Origin of the sequence: Streptomyces hawaiiensis, assembly GCF_004803895.1 — a bacterium.
In the GTDB taxonomy this organism is placed as follows: Bacteria; Actinomycetota; Actinomycetes; order Streptomycetales; family Streptomycetaceae; genus Streptomyces; species Streptomyces hawaiiensis.
This window is the reverse complement of the sequence record NZ_CP021978.1, coordinates 3,832,850-3,857,880: the sequence shown is the minus strand read 5'-3', so window position 1 is coordinate 3,857,880 and position 25,031 is coordinate 3,832,850. Positions and strand designations below refer to the sequence as shown.

The following is a 25,031-nucleotide window of genomic DNA, read 5'->3' as shown; positions in this document are numbered from 1 at the left end:
ATAATCTGACGGGTAGTCAGCTCCTACGTCGTCGGGAGGCGTGCTGTGCGAGCGGATACGGCATGGGAAAGCGTTCCGGACCTGGTCGAGGCGGCGGCCGAGCGGTACGCGGACGCCGAGGCGGTCGTCGAGGGCCGGACCCGCGTCACCTACGCGGAACTGGGCGCACGCGTGGAGCGCGCGGCGGCGGCCTGCCTGGCGACCGGCATCGACCCGGGCGACCGGGTCGGCATCTGGGCCCCCAACTCGCTCGACTGGATCGTCGCGGCCCTGGGCGCCGTCTCGGCGGGCGCCGTACTCGTCCCGCTCAACACCCGTTTCAAGGGCGCCGAGACGGCGGACGTGCTGCGCCGCAGCGGCGCCCGGCTGCTGTTCGTGACGGGCACGTTCCTCGGCACGTCATACGTGGCGTCCCTGCGCAGGGCGGCGGGGGACGGCCCGGGCACCGGCCCTCTGCCCGGCCTGCCGGACCTGAAGCACGCGGTCGTCTTCTCGGACGACGCCCCGGCGTCCTTCCTGACCTGGAAGGATTTTCTGGCCGGCGGGGAAGGGACGGGGTCGGCCGACGTGCGGAAAAGGGCCGGGGCCGTGCGGGGGACCTGGCCCTCGGACATCATCTTCACCTCCGGCACCACGGGCCGCCCCAAGGGCGCCGTCATCACCCACGACCAGACGCTGCGGGCGTACGACATCTGGGGCGACCTGGCGGGCCTCACCCGGGGCGACCGCTACCTGATCGTCAACCCCTTCTTCCACACCTTCGGCTACAAGGCCGGGGTGATCGCCTGCCTGATGCGGGGCGCGACGATGATCCCCCAGCCGGTGTTCAACGTGGACACGGTCCTGGCCAACATCGCCGCCGAGCGGGTCTCCGTACTCCCCGGCCCCCCGACCCTCCTCCAGTCCCTCCTGGACCACCCCGCACGGGACGCCCACGACCTCTCGGCCCTGCGCCTGGTGGTGACGGGAGCGGCGGTCGTGCCCCTGCGTCTGGTGGAGCGGCTGCGCACCGAACTCGGCATCGCCACGGTCCTCACGGCCTACGGCCTCTCCGAAGCGAGCGGCGTCGTCACGATGTGCCGGCGCGGCGACGACCCCACGGTCATCGCGGCCACGTCGGGCCGGGCCGTACCCGGCACGCGGATACGGGTCGTCGACCCCGAGGGCCGGCCCCTGGAACCCGGCCTGCCGGGCGAGGTCCTGGTGCGCGGCTTCCACGTCATGACCGGCTACTACCAGGACGAGCAGGCCACCGCCGAGGTGCTGTCGCCCGACGGGTGGCTGCGCACCGGAGACGTCGGCGTCCTGGACGCGGCGGGCAACCTGCGCATCACCGACCGCCTCAAGGACATGTTCATCGTCGGCGGCTTCAACGCCTACCCCGCCGAGATAGAGCAGCTCCTGGGCCTCCACCCGGACGTGGCGGACGTGGCGGTGATCGGCGTACCGGACGCCCGGCTCGGGGAGGTCGGCAGGGCCTACGTCGTGCGACGCCCGGGCGCCCTGCTGACCGCCGACGATCTGATCGCCTGGTCCCGCAGGGAGATGGCGAACTACAAGGTCCCCAGAACCGTCCGGTTCGTCGAGCGGCTGCCGCGCAACGCGAGCGGGAAGGTCGTGAAGGGCGCCCTGCGGGACCTGGTCACCGGCTGACCGGCAGGGCCGGGGTGCCGGTGACCGACATCATCAAGGAGTACAGGGTGGTGTCGGCGGCGATGAACAGGCGGTTGCGCCGGGCGCCGCCGAACCGCACGTTGGCGACGGTGCCGGGCACCAGGATGCGGCCGATCAGCGTGCCGTCGGGGTCGTAGCAGTGCACGCCCCCGGCCATGGCGGCGGCCCAGAGCCGGCCCTCGTCGTCGAACCGGATGTTGTCGAAGTTGCCGTGCGCGCACGCGGCGAAGACCTCGCCGCCGGAGAGGGCCGTCCCGTCCTCGTGGACGTCGAAGACACGGATGTGGTTGGCGACGCTGTCGGACACGAACAACCGCCGCTCGTCCGGCGAGAAGACCAGCCCGTTGGGCCCCTGGAACCCGTCGGCGACCACCCGCACCTCGCCGCTCGCGGGGTCGACGCGGTAGACGTTCCGGGCCCCGATCTCGCTCTCGGCGCGGTGCCCCTCGTAGTCGGTGGCGATCCCGAACTCCGGGTCGGAGAACCAGATCGACCCGTCCGACTTCACGACGGCGTCGTTCGGGCTGTTGAGCCGCTTGCCCCGGAACCGCTCCGCGATCACCGTGACCGAGCCGTCGTGCTCGGTCCGGGTCACCCGCCGGTTGCCCTGCTCACAGGTGATGAGACGGCCCTGGCCGTCCAGGGTGCTGCCGTTCGGGTACCCGGCGGGGGAGCGGAAGACCCCTACGGCCCCGGTGGTCTCGTCCCAGCGCAGCAGCCGGTCGTTGGGGATGTCGCTCCACACCAGGTACCGCCCGGCGGGCACGTACACGGGCCCCTCGGCCCACCGGCACCCTTCGAAAAGAGTCTCCAGCCGTGAGTCCCCCGCCTGGCACCTGCCCGTCCGGAACCGCTCGTCGAGGGTCTCGTACAGCTGGGGCTGCTCACCGGGCATGGGGTCCGCCTTCGGGCTGGGAGGACGATCTACGGGCCCCCACTATCCCGCGTGCCCCTGGGCCCGTCCCGGCGACACCACGTGTCCGCCGTTCAACCGGAGCATCGGGGCGCCCCGGTCACCTCCCGACCTGGCCACGGTGCTCCGTCGCGGTGCCCGGACGCTCCAACTCCCCCTTCACGACCGGCCCCTGGCCACCGGCGTGCGGAGAGAGTGTGCAGACCTCGTGGACTCCCGTGCGTCGCCCTGTGATCGGTGTCTCCCACGGCTGACGTATCCGCCGTCAACAAGGCAAACTGGCGTGGTTGCTCAGGATGTCTAGGGGGACTGCATGGACGGTGTACCGGACGGTGTGCCGCGCGTACCGGAGCAGCGGCGTCCCGACTCCACGCCGTCATCGCCGGAGTCGGCGCTGACGGCCGAGGCGCACAGGCCTGCGATGCCCGCGACCCTGCGCTTCAGCGTGCTCGGCCCCGTGCGCGCCTGGCGCGGTGACGAGCCGGTCGCCACCGGGTCCCCCCAGCAGCGTGCCCTGCTGGCCGCCCTGCTGCTGCGCGAGGGCCGGACGGCCACGGCGGCGGAGCTGATCGACGCCCTGTGGGGCGAGGAACCGCCCTCGCAGGCATTGGCGGCGGTACGGACGTACGCCTCCCGCCTGCGCAAGGTGCTGGACCCGGGCGGCGAGGGACGCCGGTCGGGCGGCATCGGCGCCGCCGGCCCCGCTGCCCTGGTCAGCGAGTCCGGCGGTTACGCGGTCCGCGGTCTCGCCGAAGGCGCCCTGGACCTCACCGTCGCCCAGGACCTGGCGACCGAGGCGGAGAAGGCCCGCTCCGCCGGCGACCTCTGCCACGCCCGCGCCACCATGCGCCGCGCCCTCGCCCTGTGGGACGGGGAGACCCTCGCCGGACTGCCGGGCCCCTACGCGGAGGCCCAGCGCGTGCGTCTGGAGGAATGGCGGCTCCAGCTCCTCGAGTCATGCCTGGACATGGATTTGGAGCAGGGTTGCCATGCCGAGGCCGTCTCGGAGCTCACGGCCCTCACCGCGGCCCACCCGCTCCGGGAGCGGCTCCGCGAGCTGCTGATGCTGGCGCTCTACCGCAGCGGCCGCCAGGCCGAGGCACTGGCCGTGTACGCCGACACCCGCCGCCTGCTCGCCGACGAACTCGGCGTGGACCCGCGTCCCGGCCTGAGCGAGCTGCAGCAGCGGATCCTCCAGGCGGACCCCGGGCTCGCGGAGCCCTCCTCCCCGGCGCCCGAGCCGGCCTCGGCCCCGGTCCGCCCGGCACAACTGCCCGCGACGGTCCCGGACTTCACCGGCCGATCCGCCTTCGTACGCGAACTCGGCGACATCCTCGCCTCCGCCGAGGGCCGGGTCATGGCGGTCTCGGCCCTGGCCGGTATCGGCGGCGTCGGCAAGACGACCCTCGCGGTGCACGTGGCCCACCAGGCGCGCGCGGCGTTCCCGGACGGGCAGCTGTACGTCGACCTGCAGGGCGCGGGCGCCCGGGCGGCGGAGCCGGAGGCGGTCCTGGGCTCCTTCCTGCGCGCCCTCGGCACAGCCGACTCGGCGATCCCCGACTCCCTGGAAGAGCGGGCGGCCCTGTACCGCTCGGTCCTGGCCGGCCGCCGGGTGCTGGTCCTGCTGGACAACGCCCGGGACGCCGCCCAGGTGCGTCCCCTGCTGCCCGGCACGGACGGCTGCGCCGCGCTGGTCACCTCCCGGATGCGGATGGTGGACCTGGCCGGGGCCCACCTGATCGACCTCGACGTGATGTCCCCGGACGAGGCGCTGGCGCTGTTCACGACGATCGTGGGCGAGGAGCGGGTGGCGTCCGAGCGGAAGGCCGCCCTGGACGTGGTGGCGGCCTGCGGTTTCCTGCCGCTGGCCATCCGCATCGCGGCCTCCCGCCTGGCGGCCCGCCGCACCTGGACGGTGTCGGTCCTCGCGGCGAAGCTCGCCGACGAGCGCCGCCGCCTGGACGAACTCCAGGCCGGCGACCTGGCCGTCAAGGCCACCTTCGAGCTCGGCTACGGCCAGCTGGAACCCGCCCAGGCCCGCGCGTTCCGCCTGCTCGGCCTGGCGGACGGCCCCGACATCTCCCTCGCCGCCGCGGCGGCGGTCCTGGACCTGCCGGTCGAGGACACGGAGGACCTGCTGGAGTCCCTCGTGGACACCTCCCTCCTCGAATCGGCGGCCCCCGGCCGCTACCGCTTCCACGACCTGGTGCGGCTCTACGCGCGTGCCTGTGCGGAACGGGACGAACTGCCCCCGGGCGAACGGTGGTCGGCGCTGTCCCGGCTGCTGGACTTCTATCTGGCGTCCGCGGCGGGCGTGTACGCCATCGAGCGGCCGGGCGACCGGCTGGTAAATCATCTGGAGCCCACGTCGTACCCGGGGCTGCGGTTCGACAACCGGCACGCGGCGCAGGACTGGCTGTACGCGGAGGCCATGTGCCTCCTCGCGTGCGTACGGCAGTCCGCGGGGCAGCCGGAGACCCTCCCCCGGGCGATCGACCTGCTGTGGGCCGCGCACGACCTCTCCGAGTCGGGGGCCAACTCCAGGGAGTACGAGGCGACGGCCGAGGCACTCCTCGGCGCGGCCCGGGTGCGGGGCATCGGGCGGGCGGAGGCCCGGGCGCTGACGACGGTCGTCATCGTCCACCACATGAGCGGCCGTTTCGAACAGGCCGACCAGAAGGCCGAACAGGCCATCCTCCTGGCCCAGGAGTCCGACGACCTGCTCCCCGTCTGCTGGGCGCGCAACGCGCGCGGCATCATCGCGCTGTACCAGAACCGCCACACGGACGGCGAGGAGCACCTCTCCCGGGCCATCGAGCACTTCCGGGCCCTGGGCGACCGCCCGGGCGAGGCCGCCGCGCTCTGCAACCTCTCCCGGATCCACCTGGCGACCGGGCGGACCCAGAGCGCCGTCGCGCTGGCCCAGGAGGGCATCGACATCTACGACGTCATGGGCAACTCCATGCGCGGGGCGAACGCCCGCTACGCCCTCGGGCTCGCCCTCACCCAGAGCGGGGAGCTGGGCAACGCGGCCGACCGGCTCCAGGAGGCGCTGGAGGTGTTCCGCGACAGCAGGCAGCGCCTCTGGGAGGGCATGAGCCTGTTCCGGCTGGCCGAGGTGGATCTCGCCGCCCGGCGCGCGGCGCGGGCGGCGGCCAACGCCGAGATGGCGCTCACGGTGCTTCGCGGGATCGGCGGGGAGTGGCGGCGGGGCAACGTCCTCACGGTCCTCGGACGCGCGCTCAGCGGCATCGGCCAGACCGGCCGGGCCCAGGTCTGCTGGCAGGAAGCCGCCGGGATCTACGAGGAGCTGGGCTCGCCGGAGGCGGCCGAGGTGCGTGCGCTGCTCTCCCCGGTGCGGGCGGCCTGAGCCGCAGTCGGGGGGCGCCGGGGCGTTCATCATTCGTTTATCGCCCCACGCCATCATGGACGTAGTCGATCCGTCGCGTCGGGGGGCAGACGGGTCGCCGCACGGGCCTCGCTCCGACGTTCCAGGACGAGCGGCCCGGGTGGGCTCGTCCGGCCACCCTCGGGGGAGTGGCCGGACGGGCCCGCCGACCTCACTGCTTGATCCATGCCAAGGGGAGTTGACGATCATGGGCGACGAGCTCAAGCCGCAGGACCTGCACGCCACCGACGAGCCGCTCGAGACCAAGGACCTGCACGCCACGGACGAGGGCGCCGTCAAGAAGCAGGACCTGCACGCCACCGAGGAGCCGCTCGAGGTCAAGGACCTGCACGCGACGTCGGAGCCCTTCAAGCCGACGAAGTAGACCACCACCACACGGGGTTCGGCCGCGGCGGCGCGGAGGGGAAGCCGTCGCGGCCGAAGTGTGTCCGGACCACCTGTTCCAGTCCTTGCGAACCCGGCCCATCGGCGTTTCGCGGGGCTTCCCGGCGACGCCGCGCAGCTGACGATCCGTCAGATCGGCGCTACCGTGAGCCGTATGGACACCCACGACAGCACCTTTCCGCTGATCATCTCCGTGGACGACCACACCGTGGAGCCCGCGAGCGTCTGGCAGGACCGGCTTCCGGGGAAGTACCGGGGCGTCGGGCCGCGGATCGTCCGGGCTCCCGTGAAGGAAATGACCTTCCTCGGAGGCCGCTTCAAGCCGGTCATGGGGCAGCCCGGGGACGACGGCCCCGTCGGGGACTGGTGGGTCTACGAGGATCTGCGCCGTCCCCTGACCCGGCTCGACACCGCCGTCGGGTACGACAGGGACGAGATCCGGCTCGAGGTCATCACGTACGAGCAGATGCGGCCCGGCTCCTACGACGTCACCGAGCGGCTCGCCGACATGGACGTCAACCACGTCCAGTCCGCCCTGTGCTTCCCGACGTTCCCGCGCTTTTGCGGCCAGACCTTCACCGAGGCGAAGGACCACGAGCTGGGCCTGCTCTGCGTACGCGCCTACAACGACTGGATGGTGGAGGAGTGGTGCGGCCCCGACGCGCGCGGGCGGCTCATACCCCTGCCCCTCATCCCCCTGTGGGACGCCGACCTGGCGGCCGCGGAGGTCCGGCGCAACGCCGCCCGCGGGGTCCGTGCCGTCGCCTTCTCCGAGATACCGCCCTTCCTCGGGCTGCCCTCCATCCACACCGACGACTGGGACCCCTTCCTCGCCGCGTGCGACGAGACGGGCACGGTCGTCGCCATGCACATCGGCTCCAGCAGCCGTATGCCGTCCACCTCCGCGGACGCCCCGCCCGCCGTCGGCTCCACCATCACGTACGCCAACTGCTGCTTCTCCATGGTCGACTGGCTGATGAGCGGCAAGTTCGAGCAGTTCCCGAACCTCAAGGTCATGTACGCCGAGGGGCAGATCGGCTGGATCCCCTACATCCTGGAGCGGGCCGACGTGGTGTGGGAGGAGAACCGCGGCTGGGGCGGCGTGGCCGACAAGGTGCACCGGCCGCCGTCCGAGCTGTTCGCCGAGCATGTCTACGGCTGCTTCTTCGACGACGCCTTCGGCCTGCGCAACCTCGACTCCATCGGCGTCGGCAACGTCCTCTACGAGACCGACTACCCCCACTCCGACTCCACCTGGCCCAAGTCCCGCGAGGTGGGCGAGGCGCAGATGGGGCACCTGGAGCCCGACGTGGTCGAGCGGATCGTGCGGGGCAACGCCATCGAACTGCTCGGGCTCACCGCCGAAGGCCTGTGGCCGGGCGGCGGCGGCGCGCGGTGAGCCTGCGATACGGGATGCAGCTCCCCGTCCAGTCGCAGAGCACCCTCTACGCCGAGGGGTGGGAGGCGGAGGCCGGGCCGGACGACCTGCTGGAGATCGCCCGCGCCGCCGACCGGGCCGGGTTCGACTACCTGGCCGGTTGTGATCACGTCGGCATCCCCCGCCGCCTCGCCGCCGCGATGAGCACCGTCTGGTACGACCCCGTCGCCACGCTCGCCTTTCTCGCCGCCGCCACCGAACGCGTCCGGCTGCTCAGCCATGTCGCGATCGTCGGGCTGCGGCACCCCCTGCTCACCGCCAAGCAGTACGCCACGCTCGACCACCTCAGTGGCGGCCGGCTGATCCTCGGGGTCGGCGCGGGCCACGTCCAGGAGGAGTTCGAGGCCCTGGGAGTCGACTTCCACCGGCGCGGGGCCGTGCTCGACGAGTGCGTCGACGCCCTGCGCGCCGCCCTCGGGCCGCAGGAGTTCCCCGAGCACCACGGCAAGCTGTACGCCTTCGAGGGGCTCGGGCAGCGGCCCCGGCCGGTGCAGGACCCCGTCCCCCTGTGGGTCGGCGGCTCCTCGCCCGCCGCCGTACGACGGGCCGCCCTCAAGGGCGACGGGTGGCTGCCGCAGGGGGATCCGAGGGACCGGCTGCCCGCGCAGATCGCGCGGATCCGGGAGCTGCGCGAACAAGCCGGTGCGCGGGGCGCGTTCACCGTGGGCGCCATCGCCGAGCCGCTGTACGTCGGCACGCCCCGGTGGGACGTGGGGCGCCGGACCCTCACCGGTGGTCCGCGCGAGCTCGCCGAGTCGCTGCGGGCGTACCGGGCGATGGGCGTGCACCAGATCCAGGTGCGGTTCCGCAGCCGCAGCCTTGGTGAACTCACCGACCAGATCGCGGCGTTCGGCGCCGAGGTCGCCCCCGAGCTGTGAGGAGACCCCATGGGCAAGCTCGACGGACGGGTCGTCATCGTCACCGGCGCCGCACGCGGCCAGGGCGAACAGGAGGCCCGGCTGTTCGCGGCCGAGGGGGCCCGGGTGGTCGTCGCGGACGTCCTCGACGACCGGGGCGAGGCCCTCGCGAAGGAGATCGGCGCGCGGTACGTCCATCTCGACGTCGGTCGTGAGGACGACTGGCAGGCCGCCGTCACCGTCACCAAGGACGCCTACGGCCATGTCGACGGGCTGGTCAACAACGCCGGCATCCTGCGTTTCAACTCCCTCCTCGACACACCCCTCGACGAGTTCATGCGGGTCGTCCAGGTCAACCAGGTGGGCTGCTTCCTGGGCATCAGGGCGGTCGCCCGGGAGATGGCCGACGGGGGCACGATCGTCAACACCGCCTCCTACACGGGCCTGACGGGGATGGCCGCCGTGGGTGCCTACGCGGCGACCAAGCACGCCGTACTCGGTCTCACCCGGGTCGCCGCCCTGGAGCTGGCCGGGCGCGGGATACGTGTCAACGCCGTCTGCCCGGGGGCCATCGACACGGCCATGTCCAACCCGGCCCGGCTGGACCCGGACGCCGACCCGGGGGAGACGGCGCGGGGTCTCGACCGGCTGTACCGCAAACTCGTGCCGCTGGGAAGGGTCGGGCAGCCCGAGGAGGTGGCCAGACTCGCGCTGTTCCTGACCTCGGAGGACTCCTCGTACATCACGGGGCAGCCGTTCGTGATCGACGGCGGGTGGCTGGCCGGCGTCAGCGTCATCTGACGCGCCATCAGCTATTGACGCTCCCGGAGGCCGGTGGAACAGTCGGACCCATAAATCTGACGCATCGTCAGAACTGACCGTGGGGCGGTGAACCTCCTTGGAATTCGGCATCTTCGTTCAGGGATACGTCGGCAAACGGGCCGAGACCGACCCGCTCGCCGAGCACAAGGCGCTGATGGAGGAGACCGAATACGTCATCCAGGCCGACAAGTCCGGCTTCAAGTACGCCTGGGCCTCCGAGCACCACTTCCTGGACGAGTACTCGCACCTGTCCGCCAACGACGTCTTCCTCGGGTACCTCGCGCACGCGACCGAGCGGATCCACCTGGGCTCGGGCATCTTCAACCCGCTCGCCCCGGTCAACCACCCCGTGAAGGTCGCCGAGAAGGTCGCCATGCTCGACCACCTCAGCGGCAACCGCTTCGAGTTCGGCAGCGGGCGGGGCGCCGGTTCGCACGAGATCCTCGGGTTCATGCCGGGCGTGACCGACATGAACCACACCAAGGAGCTCTGGGAAGAGACCATCGCCGAGTTCCCCAAGATGTGGCTCCAAGACGAGTACCAGGGCTTCCAGGGCAAGCACTGGTCGCTGCCGCCGAGGAAGGTCCTGCCGAAGCCGTACGGGCCGTCGCATCCGGCCATGTGGTACGCGGCCGGGTCGCCGCCGTCGTACGCCATGGCCGCGAAGAAGGGGCTCGGGGTGCTCGGCTTCAGCGTGCAGAAGGTCTCCGACATGGAGTGGGTGCTGGAGCAGTACAAGACGGCGATCGTGGACGCCGAGCCCGTCGGGGCCTTCGTGAACGACAACGTGATGGTGACGACCACGGCGATCTGCGCGCCGACCCATGCGGAGGCGGTGCGGATCGCCGCGAGCGGGGGGCTGCACTATCTGCCCTCACTGGTGTTCCGGTACCACGACACCTTCCCCCGGCCCGAGGGGTTCCCGGTGTGGCCGGAGACGCTGCCGGAGTACACCGAGGAGTTCGTGGAGGTGCTGATCGAGGAGGAGCTGCTCATCTGCGGGGATCCGGACGAGGTGCTTCGGCAGTGCGAGCGGTGGGAGCGGGCCGGGGCGGACCAGCTGAGTTTCGGGTTGCCGGTGGGGGTGCCGAAGGAGGAGACGCTGCAGACGATCCGGCTGGTCGGGGAGTACGTGATTCCCAAGATCGATACGGATCCTGTGCATCGGACTTCGCGGTTCCGTCGGGGTGTTTGAGCGTCGTTGGCGGGTGCGGGTGTGTTGTGGCTTGTCGCGCAGTTCCCCGCGCCCCTGAGGGACATGCAGCTCAAGGAGTTGAGTGGTCATGCTCGATCACGTCATCAAAGGCGCGACCGTCGTGGACGGGACGGGTGCGCCCGCGTATACCGCTGACGTAGGTATACGCCATGGTCGTATCGCCGTCGTCGGGACCGTCACCGAGGAGGCACGGTCGGTCGAGGACGCCTCCGGTCTCGTCCTCGCCCCCGGCTTCGTCGACCCCCACACCCACTACGACGCCCAGCTCTTCTGGGACCCGTACGCCACGCCCTCCCTCAACCACGGGGTCACCACCGTCGCGGGCGGGAACTGCGGGTTCACGCTCGCGCCGCTGCATCCCGACCGGCCCGAGGACGCCGACTACACGCGGCGGATGATGTCCCGGGTCGAGGGCATGGCGCTGGTGGCGCTGGAGGAGGGGGCGCCCTGGAGCTGGCACTCCTTCGGGGAGTATCTGGACGCCCTGGAGGGGCGGATCGCCGTCAACGCCGGGTTCATGGTGGGGCACTGTGCGCTGCGGCGGTACGTGATGGGGCCGCAGGCCGTGGGCGGACAGCCGAGCCAGGAGCAGCTCGCCGCGATGGTGCGGTTGCTGCGAGAGTCCATGGACGCCGGGGCCTGGGGGCTGTCCACCACCCAGTCGTCCAGCCACTCCGACGGGGACGGGCAGCCGGTCGCCTCGCGGCACGCGCAGCCCGCCGAGCTGCTGGCGCTGTCGCGGGCCGTCGGGGAGTGCGAGGGCACGCAGATCGAGGCGATCGTCGCGGGCTGTCTGGATCAGTTCAGCGACGCGGAGATCGACCTGTTCGTGGAGATGAGCGCGGTGGCGGGGCGGCCACTGAACTGGAACGTGCTGACGATCGACGCGGCCGTCCCCGAGCGCGTGCCCCGCCAGCTCCTGGCGAGCGAGCAGGCCCGCAAGGCCGGCGGCAGGGTCGTGGCGCTGACCATGCCGATCCTCACGCCCATGAACATGTCGCTGGGCACGTTCTGCGCACTGAACCTCATCCCCGGGTGGGGACCGGTGCTCGGGCTGCCCGTGCCCGAGCGGATCGAGAGGCTGCGGGACGCGGACGTACGGGCCGAGCTGCTGCGCCGCGCCAACTCCAAGGAGGCGGGCGTCTTCCGGCGGCTCGCGAACTTCGGGCGGTACGTCATCGGCGACACCTACAGCGAGGCGAACGCCGGGCTGACCGGTCGCGTGGTCAAGGACATCGCCGAGGAACGCGGGCAGGAGCCCTTCGCGTGCCTGGTGGAGATCTGCGCCAACGACGAGCTGCGCACGGTGCTGTGGCCGATGCCGGCCGACAACGACCCGGCGTCCTGGGCGCTGCGGGCTCAGACCTGGCAGCACGAGGACGTGCTGCTCGGCGGGTCCGACGCCGGCGCCCATCTGGACCGGATGTGCGGGGCGCCGTACACCACCCGGTTCCTCGGGGACTGCCTGCGGGGCCGGAAGCTGGTCGGTCTGGAGCAGGCCGTGAAGATGCTGACCGACGATCCGGCCCGGCTCTTCGGGCTGCGGGAGCGGGGGCGGATCCGGCAGGGCTGGCACGCCGACCTGGTCCTGCTCGACCCGGAGCAAATCGACGCGGGCCCGGCCACCCTGGTGCACGACCTGCCGGGCGACAGCCCGCGGCTGGACTCCCGGGCGCTGGGCGTGCGGGCCGTGTGGGTCAACGGGGTCGAGGCGCTCCGGGACGACGTGGTGACCGGAGCCGTGCCGGGCCGGGTGCTGCGCTCGGGGCGGGACACGGAGACGGTGAGCACGAGGTGACGGCACGGCAGTCGCTGTTCGTCGGCGGCTCCTGGGTGGAGCCGGACGGCGGGCACTACGAGGTGATCGACCCGGCGGGCGAGCAGACCGTCGGGTGGGCGCCGGAGGCCTCGCGGGATCAGGTGCTCGCGGCCTGTGCCGCGGCCCGCGAGGCCTTCGGGCCGTGGTCGCGCACCTCACCGGAGGAGCGGGCCGCGGTGCTCGGGCGGGCGGCCGGGATCATCGCCGGCCGGCTGACGGAGCACGCGTCGCTGGCCCAGGCCGAGACCGGCGCGACCACCGGCACCGCACGCGGCATGCAGGTCGGGGTCGCCGCCGCCCGCTTCCGGCGCTACGCGCGCGTGGAGCCCGCCGAGTGGGCGATCGCGCCCCAGATCAACGAGGCCGGACCCATGGGCAGGGCCGGTGTGATGGGCGCTCTGGCCGTCCGGCAGCCCGTCGGGGTCGTCACCTGCGTCACCTCGTACAACAACCCCTGGGCCAACCCGGCCGGCAAGATCGCCCCCGCCCTGGCCATGGGCAACACGGTCGTGGTGAAACCGGCCCCGCAGGATCCGCTGTCGGTCTACCGGATGGCTCAGGCGCTTCAGGCGGCGGGTGTCCCGCCGGGCGTGGTGAACGTCGTGTCCGGCCGGTCGACCGGGGTCGGCGAGGCGGCCGTGGCGTCACCGGACGTCGACATGGTCAGCTTCACCGGCTCCACCGCGGTCGGGCAGCGCATCGCCGAGGTGTGCGGGCGCGACATGAAACGCCAGTTGATGGAGCTGGGCGGCAAGGGCGCGGCGGTCGTCTTCGACGACGCCGACCTCGGCTCGGCCGTCGCCGGGATCGGCACCACCTTCTCCTTCTACAGCGGGCAGATCTGCACGGCACCGACGCGGGTGCTGGCGCAGCGCGGGATCTACGACCGGCTGGTGGAGCGACTGGCGGCGTATGCGGGCCGGTTGAAGATCGGAGATCCGCGCGAGCCGGACACCGTGGTCGGGCCGGTGATCTCGGCGGCGCACCGGGACCGGGTGGAGTCGTACATCGAACTGGGCCGCAAGGAGGGCGCTGTGGTGGTGGCTGGTGGTGAACGCCCGGACCCGCCCAGCGGCTTCTACGTCGCCCCGGCCCTCCTGGCCGACTGCACCAACGACATGCGGGTGGCCCGCGAGGAGATCTTCGGGCCGGTGGTGGCCGTGCTCCCCTTCGACGACGAGGAGGAGGGCGTCGCGCTCGCCAACGACACCGACTACGGGCTGATCGACTACGTCTGGTCGGGGGACGTGGCCCGTGCCTTCCGGGTGGCGCGGCGGCTGCGGGCCGGTGGCGTCGGGATCAACACCGTCGGGCGGAACATGGAGGCGCCCTTCGGCGGCTTCAAGCGGAGCGGCGTCGGCCGGGACGTCGGCTCGTACGCCCTGCACGCCTACAGCGAGGTGCAGGCGATCGTCTGGCCGGGCTGAGGCCTCTCAGGTGTCCAGGTCCACCCGTACGGTCAGCAGGTTCGTCCCGAGGGCCCGCACCCCCAGGCCGTTGACCCGGGGCAGCTTCCGCAGCCGCGCCACCGGGTCGTCCTGCGGCAGCAGACGCGCGGTGCCCTCGTGCCACCGCCCGCGGATCCGCACCCGCACCCGCGGATCGGCCTTGATGTTGCGCACGTACTGCGACCGCTCGCCGAACTCCGACACCAGCCAGAAGGAGCCGCCCTCGCGGCGCCCGCCCACCGGCGTCTGACGGGGCAGCCCCGAGACGCGGCCCGTCGTCTCCAGGACCGTCTGGAGGGGCAGGCGGCGCAGGAGCGGGTTGAGGCGGCGCTGGAAGGCCGTGGTCGCGCGGAACCTCAGGTCGGTGCGGCGGGACATCGTCGACGGGTCTCCTTCACACGCGGCTCTCACGGTTTCTGCATCGGTTCCTGCTTCAATGATCCCTGACGCGGCAACGAGGAGAGCGGGTGGCTGCGGATGCGGATCGTGACCTGGAACCTGTGGTGGCGCTTCGGGCCGTGGCAGACGCGGCAGAAGGCGATCCTCACGGCCCTGCGGGAGCTGCGGCCCGACGTCGTCGGACTGCAGGAGGTGTGGGCGGCCGACGGCGAGAACCTCGCCGAGTGGCTGGCCGGTGAGCTGGGCCTGCACTGCGCCTGGGGCGCCTCGCCTGCCCCGGAGCGCTGGCAGCGGCGGATCGGGGACCCCACGGTCGGCATAGGCAACGCCGTGCTCAGCAGATGGCCGGTCGTCGACCAGGACGTACTGCCGCTGCCCGCCCCCGCCGACACGGACGACGGCCGCCTGGCCCTCTACGCCCGCTTGGCCGGCCCCGGCCACGAAGTGCCCTTCTTCACCGCCCACTTCAGCTCCGCCCTGCACGCCTCGGGGGTCCGCTGCCGGCAGGCCGCCGCGCTCGCCGAGTTCGTGGCCCGGCACGCCGGCGACACCGCGTTCCCGCCCGTCGTCACCGGCGACCTCAACGCCTGGCCCGACTCCGACGAGATCCGCCTCCTCGGCGGCTACAAGACGGCCCCGACCGTGCCGGGCCAGGTCCTCGTCGACGCCTGGGAGTACGCGGACCCGGCCGCGCCCTCCGCCACCTGGGACCCGGCCAACCTGCACGTGCCGCCCGCCCGCAGGCCCGGCGTGCGCATCGACTACATCCACGTCGGCCCGCCCGGCCCCGGCGGACTCGGCCGCGTCCGGGACGTACGGCGGGCCTGCGACGGCCCGGTCGACGGGGTGTGGCCCTCCGACCACGCGGCGGTCGTCGCCGACCTGGCGGACACCCCTTAGCGGCGCCCCAGGAAGACCGGGTTGGTGAACGCCGCCAGCGGCCCGGGGAGTGGCCCCGCCGCCGCCTCGTGCCGCAGTTCGGCCCGTACGTACGCCGCGTACGACGGTGTCGTCCGCCACTCGACGACCCCCGAGCCGGACACCGGCAGCGGGGCGCTGGTGTGGACGACGCCCTGGTCGGTGACGAGGCGGACCGTGCAGCGCGGGGCGCCGGTGACCTCCAGGCGGACGGTGACGGGGATGTCGCGGTCCACGGTGAGCCGTTCGCCGATGCCCGCGTGCTCGCCGCGTCCGCCGGACACCCGCAACGACAGGGCGACCCTCGCGGACTCGGCGATGTAGGAGCGCCCCGCCCGGATGCCCTCCTGGACGGCCTCCCGGGTCAGGTCGTCGGCGAGGACGACCGTCTGGGGGCTGCCCACCGCGTCCGGGGAGCGGTGGGCGTCGCTGCTGCCCATCGCCGGGATCCAGTCGCGCCCGTCCCGTACGGACGCCACGAGCATGCTGTCCCAGTCGGCCAGGGCGACCTCGTCGTCGGGCGTGTAGGGGCCGTTCCACACCTCGATCGCGTCCGCCTCGCCGAAGCCGAACTTCCAGTTGCAGCCGATGCAGGTGGCGTGCGGGTGGGCCGGGACGACCAGGCCGCCGGCGCGGCGGATCTGCCGGGCGAACCGGCCGAAGCGGTTGTCGCGGGCCCGGTAGCGCCAGTCGACGAAGGTGCCCGGGTCGGTGCCGAGCGCGACGACGTGCCCGTTGCGGGTGGTGATCTCCTCGCCCAGCATGACGAGCAGGTCGTCCCCGGCCACGTCGGCCCAGTGCGCGTGCGCCGAGTGCGTGTTGTGCTCGGAGGAGTTGATGAAGTCCAGACCGGCCGCCCGGGCCAGTTCCCCGATCTCGACGGGGGTGCGGCGGCCGTCGGAGTGCCAGGAGTGCAGATGGCAGTCGCCCCGGTACCAGGCCCGCCCCCGGCCCTTCGCGCGCTCCGGCGGAAACACCGGCTCGGCGGCCTCGCCCGGCTCGCCGTACGTCAGCGTGATGGTGATCTCGTACGACAGGCCCTGTGGGGCGACCGTGTACGGGCCGAGCGCGATGTGCCAGGTGCCCTCGCGCACCGGGCCGGGGAGGTAGCCGGGCGTCGCGTCGTCGGCGCGGACGAAGAACTCCGTGCGCGCCCCGCCCGACCAGCCGCGAAAGCCCCGGCCGCCGAGCTCGGTGCCGCCTTCGTCGAAGACGCCGATGTCGAGGGCGTTGCCCAGGGTGCCGGCCGGGACGGACGGCCGGTCGTAGGTGTAGGCGACCTTGAGCTCCCGGACACCGGCCGGGACCTCCACGGGCACGTACACGAAGTCCGGCGAGCCGGGCGGCAGCGTCCCCCGCAGGGTTCTGCTCTCCCGGCCCCCGTCGGCCGCTGAAGCGAAGCTCACGCTTCCCAACGTAAGCGCGGCCGCCGCTCCCGTCGCGAACAGAGCGCGCCGGCCGAGCCCGCCGTGGCTGTCCTCGCACATGCTGCTGCTCCCCAGGTGTCGTCGGTGACATGGCATGGGTGGTGCGGGGGTGGTGCGTGCAACCCTTGTATTGAGCCGTGAACCGCCGTGCAAGGGAAGGGAATTGGGCGACGGACAGCAGGAGAACAGGCAGAGGGTCCAGGTCACCGAGCGGCTCAGTTCGTCGATCATCCGTAAGTCCGACCGGTCGGTATGGACAGTCCGGCCGCCCTCGGGTAGAGATGGGCCATGCGCATCGCCGTGACGATCTTCCTCACCGACGAGACGATCACCCCGACCCGGCTCGCCCGGGAGCTGGAGGACCGCGGTTTCGCCGGGTTGTATCTGCCCGAGCACACCCACATCCCCGTCGAGCGGACCACCCCGTACCCGGCGGGCGGTGAGCTGCCGCCCGAGTACGGCCGTACTCTCGACCCGTTCGTGGCGCTCGGCCAGGCCGCCGCCGTCACCGGGCGGCTCGGGCTCGGCACGGGCATCACCCTCGTCGCCCAGCACGACCCGATCGACCTGGCCAAGCAGGTCGCGACCCTCGACCATCTCTCCGGCGGCCGGTTCACCCTCGGAGTCGGCTTCGGCTGGAACGTCGAGGAGGCCGACGACCACGGTGTGCGGTGGAGCACCCGGCGCGAGCTGGTCCGGGACCGGATGGCGCTGATGCGGGCCCTGTGGTCTCAGGAACCTGTCGCGTACGAGGGGGAGTTCGGCGGCGTCCGGGCCAGCCAGGCGTACCCGAAGCCCGTGCGGAAGCCGCGCGGCCCGGTCGTCGGCCCGCGCACGCTCGTCGGCGGGGCCGCCGGGCCCAAGCTGTTCGCCCACATCAGCGAGTACGCCGACGGCTGGCTGCCGATCGGCGGCCGCGGCCTCGGCGAGTCGCTGCCCGTCCTGCGCACCGCCTGGGCCGACGCCGGCCGCGACCCCCAGGCCCTCCAGGTCGTCCCCTACGCCGTCCACCCCAGCTCGGGCAAGCTCGCCCACTACGCCGACCTCGGCATCGAGGAGGTCGTGGCGCAGCTGCCTCCGGCGGGGGAGGCGGAGGTGCTGAAGGCTCTGGACGGCCTGGCCGGATATCTCTGACAACTGCCCTTCCCCGCAAGGCCGTTGACTTCCTCTACTAAACTGAGGGTGGGTTCGCCACGGGGGGAGAGAGTGCCATGAGGCTTGCCTGGTTTTCCTGGCTCGCGCGTCACTTCGCCGAGTACGGCTACAGCCAGGGCCTGTCGCGCGCCGCGATCGGCACGGCGGCCGTGCTGGTGACCGCCGCGCTGGCCTGGTTCGCCCTGCACCGCAACAGACCGGCGGCCGTCACGGCAGCCGGAGTCGTGTCCGCCCTGGGCATCGGGTGGCTGGCCTTCCACTGACGGGGCTCCTCGCCTCTGATCAGCGCACTCGTATGCTCGAAGGATGACGACTTCCGCGACCTCCGGAACCGGCCCCACCGACAACTCCATGCGTCGCGCCCTGAAACGGGCCAGGGACGGCGTCTCGCTCGATGTCGCCGAGGCGGCGGTGCTGCTCCAGGCGCGGGGTGAGCGACTGGAGGACCTGTCGGCCTCGGCCGCCCGGGTGCGGGACGCGGGCCTGGCGGCGGCCGGGCGGCCCGGCGTCATCACGTACTCGAAGAGCGTCTTCATCCCGCTGACCCGGCTGTGCCGGGACAAGTGCCACTACTGCACGTTCGTGACCGTCCCCGGCAAGCTGCGCCGGGAGGGCCACGGGATGTTCATGTCCCCGGACGAGGTGCTGGACATCGCCCGCAAGGGCGCCGCGCTGGGCTGCAAGGAAGCCCTCATCACCCTCGGCGACAAGCCCGAGGACCGCTGGCCGGAGGCGCGCGAGTGGCTCGACGCGCACGGCTACGACGACACCCTCGCCTACGTCCGCGCCATCTCCATCCGCATCCTGGAGGAGACGGGCCTGCTGCCCCATCTGAACCCGGGCGTCATGAGCTGGACCGACTTCCAGCGGCTGAAGCCGGTCGCGCCCAGCATGGGCATGATGCTGGAGACGACCGCGACCCGCCTCTGGTCGGAGCCGGGCGGCCCGCACCACGGCTCTCCCGACAAGGAACCCGCCGTCCGCCTGCGGGTCCTGGAGGACGCCGGGCGTTCCTCCGTCCCCTTCACCTCCGGGATCCTCATAGGCATCGGCGAGACCTACGAGGAGCGCGCCGAGTCGCTGTTCGCGCTGCGGAAGGTCTCCCGGGCCTACCACGGTGTCCAGGAACTGATCATCCAGAACTTCCGCGCCAAGCCGGACACCGCGATGCGCGGCATGCCCGACGCGGAACTGGACGAGCTGGTCGCCACGGTGGCCGTCGCCCGGCTCCTCATGGGGCCCTCGGGCTGCATCCAGGCCCCGCCCAACCTCGTCGACGACGAGTACGAGCGGCTGATCGGCGCCGGTATCGACGACTGGGGCGGCGTCTCCCCGCTCACCATCGACCACGTCAACCCCGAGCGCCCCTGGCCGCAGATCGAGCAGCTCGCCGAGAAGTCCCGCGCCGCCGGCTTCGAACTGCGCGAACGCCTCTGCGTGTACCCGGAGTTCGTGCGGCGCGGCGAGCCCTGGCTGGACCCGCGGCTGCGTCCGCACGTGGCGGCACTGGCCGACCCGGAGACCGGCCTCGCACGGCCCGAGGCTCTGCCGGTGGGTCTGCCGTGGCAGGAGCCGGAGGAGGTCTTCGTGGCGTCCGGCCGCACCGACCTGCACTCCTCGATCGACTCCGAGGGCCGTACGTCGGACCGCCGGGACGACTTCGACGAGGTGTACGGCGACTGGGGCGCCCTGCGCGAAGCCGCCGTCCCGGGCATGGCACCCGAGCGCATCGACACCGACGTACGCGAGGCCCTGCGCACGGCGGCCGACGACCCCACCAAGCTCACCGACGACGAGGCGCTGGCGCTGCTGCACGCGGACGGGACGGCGCTGGACGCCCTCGCCCGGGTCGCCGACGACGTACGCAAGTCGGCCGTCGGTGACGACGTGACCTACATCGTCACCCGTAACATCAACTTCACCAACGTCTGCTACACGGGCTGCCGGTTCTGCGCCTTCGCGCAGCGCCGCACCGACGCCGACGCCTACACCCTGTCCCTGGACCAGGTCGCCGACCGGGCTCAGCAGGCCTGGGACGTGGGCGCGGTGGAGGTCTGCATGCAGGGCGGCATCCACCCGGACCTGCCCGGCACGGCCTACTTCGACATCGCGCGGGCCGTGAAGGAACGCGTCCCGGGCATGCATGTGCACGCCTTCTCGCCGATGGAGGTCGTCAACGGCGCGACCCGCACCGGCATGTCGGTCCGCGAGTGGCTGACCGCCGCCAAGGAGGCGGGCCTGGACACCATCCCGGGCACGGCGGCCGAGATCCTCGACGACGAGGTCCGCTGGATCCTCACCAAGGGCAAGCTGCCCGCGGCCGACTGGATCGACGTCGTGACGACGGCCCACGAGCTGGGCATCCGCTCGTCCTCGACGATGATGTACGGCCACGTCGACCAGCCCCGGCACTGGCTCGGGCACCTGCGCACCCTCGCGGGCATCCAGCAGCGCACGGGCGGCTTCACCGAGTTCGTGACGCTGCCGTTCGTGCACACCAACGCGCCGGTCTACCTGGCGGGGATCGCCCGCCCGGGGCCGACGATGAGGGACAACCGCGCGGTCACGGCGATGGCCCGGCTGCTGCTGCACCCGTACATCCCCAACATCCAGACCAGCTGGGTGAAGCTGGGCACGGAGGGCGCGGCCGAGATGCTCCGCTCGGGCGCGAACGACGTCGGCGGGACGCTCATGGAGGAGACCATCTCCCGCATGGCGGGCTCGTCGTACGGGTCGTACAAGTCGGTCAAGGACCTGATCGCGGTGGCGGACGCCGCGGGCCGTCCGGCCAGGGCACGGAACACCCTGTACGGGCAGGTCCCGCAGGAGCGGCAGCGGGCGGCGGCGGCCTCGGACGGGCATTTGCCCCAGCTGCTGCCGGTGCTGGACTGAGCGACTGACGGCTTACTGGCCCCCGGCGACCGACGGCTTACTGGCCCCGGCGTCCACCGGCGGCTGCGCCCGCACGGCGCGGTCGGCCGTGGCGCCGGGGCCGGCCGGCGGGGGAGCAGCCGTGTCCCGGCCCAGCCAGAGCAGCAGCAGACCGAGGGCGCAGGCGATCGCCGGCCAGTAGACGTAGCGGTAGTTCGCCGCGGGCATGATCGGCAGATAGCCGAGGATGTAGGCCGCCGAGCTGATGCCCAGCGCGCGGACCGGCATCGAGAGGACGCCCTTGCCGGGCCGGACGGCGAGCACGAGGGCGACCGCGAGCCAGAACCAGCCGCGGAACAGCCAGGGCAGGTCCTCGACCATGCCTTTGACGTACGTGCCGAGCATGTCCTCCATGCGGGGGTGCGCCACCTCGACGCCCAGGTCGTTGCGGGTGATCCCGGCCTTGTACGGGTAGTCGGTCTCGAACAGCAGGGTCGTGAAGAGCAGCAGGCGGTACTGGAGATAGTGCGGCACATGCCCGCTCATTTCCCGCAGCCACAGGGACGTGATCTCGCCCGAGTCGCCGCGCAGCCCGTCCGCCGGGCGCTGGTAGCAGGCCCAGTAGGCATCCGAGAGGGCGCCGACGCGCTCGCACTCCCGCGCGGAGGCCACGAGCAGGTCCCGCAGGGCGGGTGACACATCCGCCGACCGAAGCTCGTCCACGCTCAGCACATGGACGAGGTCGTCGAGCATGATCTGCGCGCCCTGCTTGGTCTGCAGCGGCGCGGCGAACAGGGAGATGGCGGCGGCGGGCACGACGAGCCCGGCCACGAGGGCCGCCGTGCACGTCACCCACGTTCGGCGTCCGGGAGCGCCCCACAGCGCGAGGACCAGCATGACGAAGACGGGGACCGCGGCGACGAAGGCGTTCTTGCGCACCAGCATGGCGTAGGCGAGGAACAGCACGCCCAGCCAGAGCAGGCCCCAGCGCACGGCGGGGCGGGGGGCGCCGTCCCGCAGCAGCAGGCCGGTGAACGCGACCGCGCAGGCGGCGAGCAGGGCGAACGCCGCGTGGACGTCCTTCCACACCACCCCGACGAACGTCAGCACGAACGGAGTCAGCCCGAGGCCGAGCACGGCGAGGGATCCGCCCCGGCTCGCGGTCAGCCTCCACACGCACCGGGCCAGGACCCACAGCGCCGCCCAGAAGACGAGGCACTGGAGGACCAGCATGGACGTGATCGAGCCGGTCACCGCGATGAGCGCCCGCCACACCAGGCTCAGTACGGGCGGATGCCAGTCGGTCAGGGGCTTCTTTCCCTCGGCCTGGCGGAGCTGGTCGAGGCTGTCGGGACTCAGGTAGCCGGGGGCGAAGACGAGGATCGTGGCCAGGCAGCACACGACGGCGACGGCGGCCAGTACCCAGCTCCAGCGCATCGCACGCGGCATCCATCCCATTTGTCCCATGTGCCGGATGCTAACGGCTCAGGGGGCGACGAAGACGTAGCGCCGGTACGCGTAGAAGCGGAACAGGGTGGCCAGCGCCCAGCCGAGGATGCGGGCGGTGTTGTCGCTGAGCGCCGAATCCAGCCCGAGCAGCTGCCGGGAGGCGAAGACCGTACCGGCGGTGATGGCGAGCCCGGCCCCGTTCGCGACGAGGAACAGCACCAGTTCGCGGGTCACCTTCTCGCGGTGCTGGTCGCGGTAGGTCCAGTAGCGGTTGCCGACCCAGCTGAAGAGCGCGGCCGCGGCCGTGGCGATGACGGACGCCCGCACGGGAGCGGTCCGCATCACCCCGCCCTCCGCGCCGCCGGGCAGACCGAAGACGAGCAGGTTGTAGCCGCCGTTGTCGACGACGAAGGCCAGGGCGCCGACCACGCCGAATTTTGCGGCCTCGCGCCAGATGCCCTTGATGGCGTCACGCGCACGCAGAGTCGCAGAGTCGAGGACCGGCACACGGTGAGCGTAACGACCCGGCGTGCCCCATCCAGTCAGGCGCGCTCATATCGCACTATGTCCGACTGTATGAGGTGCTGATGTATGAGGTGCTGACTGCGTGAGGAACCGGTCGAGTGAGGAGTGGTCGTGGAACCGACGATCGCGTGTGTCGTGCCGTGCCACAACGAGGAGGCGGCCGTCGGCAAGGTGGTCCGCGACCTGCGCGCCGCCCTCCCCGAGGCCGTCGTCTACGTGTACGACAACGCCTCCACCGACCGCACCGAGGAGGTCGCCCGGGCGGCCGGCGCGATCGTGCGGGAGGAGACCCGCAAGGGCAAGGGCAACGTCATCCGCCGCGCCTTCGCCGACGTCGACGCCGACGCGCTGCTCATCATCGACGGCGACGACACCTATGACGCCTCCCGCGCCCGCGACCTGGTGGACCTGCTCTTCGAGGGACCGTACGACCAGGTCGTCGGAGCCCGCCGGGTGACCGTCGACGGGGCCTACCGGGCCGGGCACGCGGTCGGCAACAAGCTGCTCACCGGGGCCGTGCGGTCCCTGTTCGGCAACGACGTGACCGACATGCTCAGCGGCTACCGGGTCTTCTCACGGCGCTTCGTGAAGTCCTTCCCGGCGCTGGCCCGGGAGTTCGAGACCGAGACCGAGATGACGATCCACGCGCTGCACCTGCGGCTCCCCACCGCGGAGGTGGTCGTCGACTACCGGGTCCGGCCCGCCGGCGGCGAGAGCAAGCTGCGCACCTACCGGGACGGCTGGCGCATCCTGCGGGTCATCCTCGACCTGGCCCGGCGCGAGCGCCCCTCGCTGGTCCACACCGTCATCGCCGGAGTCCTCGCCCTGGTGTCGGTCATCCTCGGCATCCCCGTCATCGCCGACTTCATCGAGACCGGCACCGTGCCCCGGGTGCCCACGGCGATCCTCGCCGCCGCGATCATGACCATCGCGGCGCTCGTGCTGCTCGTGGGCTACATCCTGGAGTCGCTCACGCACATGCGCCAGGAGCAGACCCGGCTGGTGCACCTCTCCTACCCGGCCCCGGTGCGCACCCCGCGCTACGCGGCCCGCGGCGCCGGCACGGGCCCGGTCCCGGTCCGTAAGGCCGCCGGCGGACCCTGAGGGATCCGAGGGCCGGCCCATGAGGGAGCCCCGAGGGCCCCTGAGGGCGCCGGGGGAGCGGTGGGCGCGCAGTACGATGATCGGAACCCCGTTTCGGTGCGGGGTCCCGTGACTGAGGAGATGCGTGCCGGTGCCTGCCCGACTTCCTTCGTGGGCCTGGGTGAGCGGGCTGACCGTGGGAGCGATAGCCGCGGTGACGGTCCTGGGCGTGCAGGCCGACAAGGGCTCGCACCCCACCGCCACGTCGGCCAAGCCGAGCAGCACGGCCTCGGCGCAGCCCACCCCCACGGCGTCGGTCCCGGCACGGGTGCCCGACGGCTCCGGCACCGGCCGGCGCGTCGTGTACTCCCTCGGCGAGAAGCGGGTGTGGCTGGTCGACGCGAGCGAGGCGACCCGCCGTACGTTCACCGTCTGGCCGGGCTCGGTCAGCCCCGACCCGGGCACCTACACGGTGTCGTCACGCAACGCGGCCACGACCGGCTCGGACGGCGTCCAGATCGAGCACATCATGTACTTCGCCGCGAAGTCCGGCGTCTCCGTCGCCTTCTCCAACGCGGTCGACGGTGCCTCGCCGCCGCCCGCCGCCTCCGGCACCAAGACGGGCGGAGTCAGGATGCGGAAGGCGGACGGCTCGGCACTGTGGGCGTTCGGCACGGTCGGCACGACCGTGACGGTGGTCAGGTAGCGGAGGTAGCCGTCCGCGGCGCCGACAGCTGGTTGACGATCAGCACGACCCCGCTGAACAGGAAGATGCGGGTCGCGGCGTCCAGCCCGTTCCAGCTCTTCGACTGCCACATCGAGAACCACTCGCCGCCGATCGCGATGAACCCGGCCCCGAACAGCAGCATCACCATCAGCAGCCCGTACGTCGACATCCGCCGGGCGCGCAGGTCATCGCGTCTGGCCCACAGCCAGCTCCCGTATATGAGGACCAGCGCGGCGACGGTCTCCCAGACGATGATCCCGACGTAGGCGGCGTCCTGGAGGCCCTGGCTCGTGATGGCCCGCCACATCAGATCCTCGTCCTTGAACGTGGTGTCCATGGCCAGCACATGCCGGACGAACTGCTGGTTGGTCCCGAAGTCGGTGATGTTCCCGAAGGCGACGAGCGCCATGTAGAGGGCGATGGTCGCGGTGAGCAAAGTGGCGGCGAGCGACAGCGCGCCGCGTGATGTGGAGGTGGCCATGCCGATCATTCTCCCC

21 protein-coding genes are annotated in these 25,031 nt (G+C 72.2%); 15 read left to right on the top strand and 6 right to left on the bottom strand.

The genetic code is table 11. The annotated features are described in order from the left end of the window. Positions 1-45: 45 nt before the first annotated feature. A complete protein-coding gene (locus CEB94_RS17580; protein WP_175433141.1) occupies positions 46-1,653 on the top strand; it encodes a FadD3 family acyl-CoA ligase in 1,608 nt (535 codons plus the stop codon). Here CEB94_RS17580 and CEB94_RS17575 read toward each other — a convergent pair. After that, on the bottom strand, positions 1,643-2,569 hold the full coding sequence (locus CEB94_RS17575; protein ID WP_175433140.1) for an SMP-30/gluconolactonase/LRE family protein: 927 nt from the start codon (positions 2,567-2,569) through the stop codon (positions 1,643-1,645). The two genes, CEB94_RS17580 and CEB94_RS17575, sit on opposite strands and share 11 nt — an antisense overlap. 331 nt (positions 2,570-2,900) lie before the next feature. On the opposite strand from CEB94_RS17575, the gene afsR reads away from it, so the two are divergent. From afsR to CEB94_RS17535, 8 genes are all read left to right on the top strand, one after another. After that, positions 2,901-5,957 carry an SARP-family global regulator AfsR gene (gene afsR, locus CEB94_RS17570; RefSeq protein WP_175433139.1) on the top strand — a complete coding sequence of 1,019 codons (3,057 nt, stop codon included), beginning with the start codon at positions 2,901-2,903 and terminating at the stop codon, positions 5,955-5,957. Between the two features lie 226 nt (positions 5,958-6,183). Beyond that, positions 6,184-6,360 (top strand): hypothetical protein, encoded by a 177-nt coding sequence (locus CEB94_RS17565; protein WP_175433138.1) that lies wholly within the window; start codon positions 6,184-6,186, stop codon positions 6,358-6,360. Between the two features lie 174 nt (positions 6,361-6,534). Further along, on the top strand, positions 6,535-7,779 hold the full coding sequence (locus tag CEB94_RS17560; RefSeq protein WP_175433137.1) for an amidohydrolase family protein: 1,245 nt from the start codon (positions 6,535-6,537) through the stop codon (positions 7,777-7,779). 14 nt (positions 7,780-7,793) lie between these two features. Further along, the gene (locus tag CEB94_RS17555) at positions 7,794-8,696 is read left to right on the top strand and encodes a TIGR03619 family F420-dependent LLM class oxidoreductase (RefSeq protein WP_175433136.1); all 903 of its coding nucleotides are present in this window, start codon (positions 7,794-7,796) and stop codon (positions 8,694-8,696) included. Between the two features lie 9 nt (positions 8,697-8,705). After that, positions 8,706-9,476, top strand: coding sequence for an SDR family NAD(P)-dependent oxidoreductase (locus tag CEB94_RS17550; RefSeq protein ID WP_175433135.1), 771 nt, complete (start codon positions 8,706-8,708; stop codon positions 9,474-9,476). Positions 9,477-9,573: 97 nt separating this feature from the next. Further along, a complete protein-coding gene (locus tag CEB94_RS17545; protein ID WP_175433134.1) occupies positions 9,574-10,692 on the top strand; it encodes an LLM class flavin-dependent oxidoreductase in 1,119 nt (372 codons plus the stop codon). An 88-nt stretch (positions 10,693-10,780) separates the two neighbouring features. Further along, positions 10,781-12,511, top strand: coding sequence for an N-acyl-D-amino-acid deacylase family protein (locus CEB94_RS17540; RefSeq protein WP_175433133.1), 1,731 nt, complete (start codon positions 10,781-10,783; stop codon positions 12,509-12,511). After that, positions 12,508-13,959, top strand: coding sequence for an aldehyde dehydrogenase family protein (locus tag CEB94_RS17535; protein WP_175433132.1), 1,452 nt, complete (start codon positions 12,508-12,510; stop codon positions 13,957-13,959). The genes CEB94_RS17540 and CEB94_RS17535 overlap by 4 nt, the downstream gene beginning before the upstream one ends. Before the next feature lie 6 nt (positions 13,960-13,965). On the opposite strand, the gene CEB94_RS17530 is transcribed toward CEB94_RS17535, so the two are convergent. Further along, positions 13,966-14,358 (bottom strand): nitroreductase/quinone reductase family protein, encoded by a 393-nt coding sequence (locus CEB94_RS17530; protein ID WP_175433131.1) that lies wholly within the window; start codon positions 14,356-14,358, stop codon positions 13,966-13,968. A gap of 99 nt (positions 14,359-14,457) precedes the next feature. Between CEB94_RS17530 and CEB94_RS17525 the strand changes: the two genes are divergently transcribed. Continuing rightward, the gene (locus CEB94_RS17525; RefSeq protein ID WP_175433130.1) at positions 14,458-15,279 is read left to right on the top strand and encodes an endonuclease/exonuclease/phosphatase family protein; all 822 of its coding nucleotides are present in this window, start codon (positions 14,458-14,460) and stop codon (positions 15,277-15,279) included. On the opposite strand, the gene CEB94_RS17520 is transcribed toward CEB94_RS17525, so the two are convergent. Beyond that, positions 15,276-16,784: a CehA/McbA family metallohydrolase gene (locus CEB94_RS17520; protein WP_175433129.1), complete on the bottom strand. Its 1,509-nt coding sequence runs from the start codon at positions 16,782-16,784 to the stop codon at positions 15,276-15,278. The genes CEB94_RS17525 and CEB94_RS17520 overlap by 4 nt on opposite strands. Positions 16,785-17,012: 228 nt before the next feature. Here CEB94_RS17520 and CEB94_RS17515 point away from each other — a divergent pair, with 228 nt between their 5' ends. The 3 genes from CEB94_RS17515 to CEB94_RS17505 all read left to right on the top strand — a co-directional run bounded on the left by CEB94_RS17515 (position 17,013) and on the right by CEB94_RS17505 (position 20,771). Next, positions 17,013-17,858 (top strand): LLM class F420-dependent oxidoreductase, encoded by an 846-nt coding sequence (locus CEB94_RS17515; RefSeq protein WP_175433128.1) that lies wholly within the window; start codon positions 17,013-17,015, stop codon positions 17,856-17,858. Positions 17,859-17,935: 77 nt separating this feature from the next. Continuing rightward, positions 17,936-18,142, top strand: coding sequence for a hypothetical protein (locus CEB94_RS17510; protein WP_175433127.1), 207 nt, complete (start codon positions 17,936-17,938; stop codon positions 18,140-18,142). Positions 18,143-18,185: 43 nt separating this feature from the next. After that, positions 18,186-20,771, top strand: a complete 2,586-nt coding sequence (locus tag CEB94_RS17505; RefSeq protein ID WP_175433126.1) for a bifunctional FO biosynthesis protein CofGH — start codon at positions 18,186-18,188, stop codon at positions 20,769-20,771. A 12-nt stretch (positions 20,772-20,783) separates the two neighbouring features. Here CEB94_RS17505 and CEB94_RS17500 read toward each other — a convergent pair whose 3' ends face one another. Further along, on the bottom strand, positions 20,784-22,217 hold the full coding sequence (locus CEB94_RS17500; protein ID WP_246111829.1) for a hypothetical protein: 1,434 nt from the start codon (positions 22,215-22,217) through the stop codon (positions 20,784-20,786). Between the two features lie 18 nt (positions 22,218-22,235). Then, positions 22,236-22,706 carry a GtrA family protein gene (locus CEB94_RS17495; RefSeq protein ID WP_175433125.1) on the bottom strand — a complete coding sequence of 157 codons (471 nt, stop codon included), beginning with the start codon at positions 22,704-22,706 and terminating at the stop codon, positions 22,236-22,238. A gap of 123 nt (positions 22,707-22,829) precedes the next feature. Between CEB94_RS17495 and CEB94_RS17490 the strand changes: the two genes are divergently transcribed. Further along, on the top strand, positions 22,830-23,828 hold the full coding sequence (locus CEB94_RS17490) for a glycosyltransferase family 2 protein (protein ID WP_175433124.1): 999 nt from the start codon (positions 22,830-22,832) through the stop codon (positions 23,826-23,828). Between the two features lie 130 nt (positions 23,829-23,958). After that, the gene (locus CEB94_RS17485) at positions 23,959-24,513 is read left to right on the top strand and encodes a hypothetical protein (RefSeq protein ID WP_175433123.1); all 555 of its coding nucleotides are present in this window, start codon (positions 23,959-23,961) and stop codon (positions 24,511-24,513) included. On the opposite strand, the gene CEB94_RS17480 is transcribed toward CEB94_RS17485, so the two are convergent. Then, a complete protein-coding gene (locus CEB94_RS17480) occupies positions 24,506-25,015 on the bottom strand; it encodes a DUF2165 domain-containing protein (RefSeq protein WP_175433122.1) in 510 nt (169 codons plus the stop codon). The genes CEB94_RS17485 and CEB94_RS17480 overlap by 8 nt on opposite strands. Positions 25,016-25,031 lie beyond the last annotated feature (16 nt).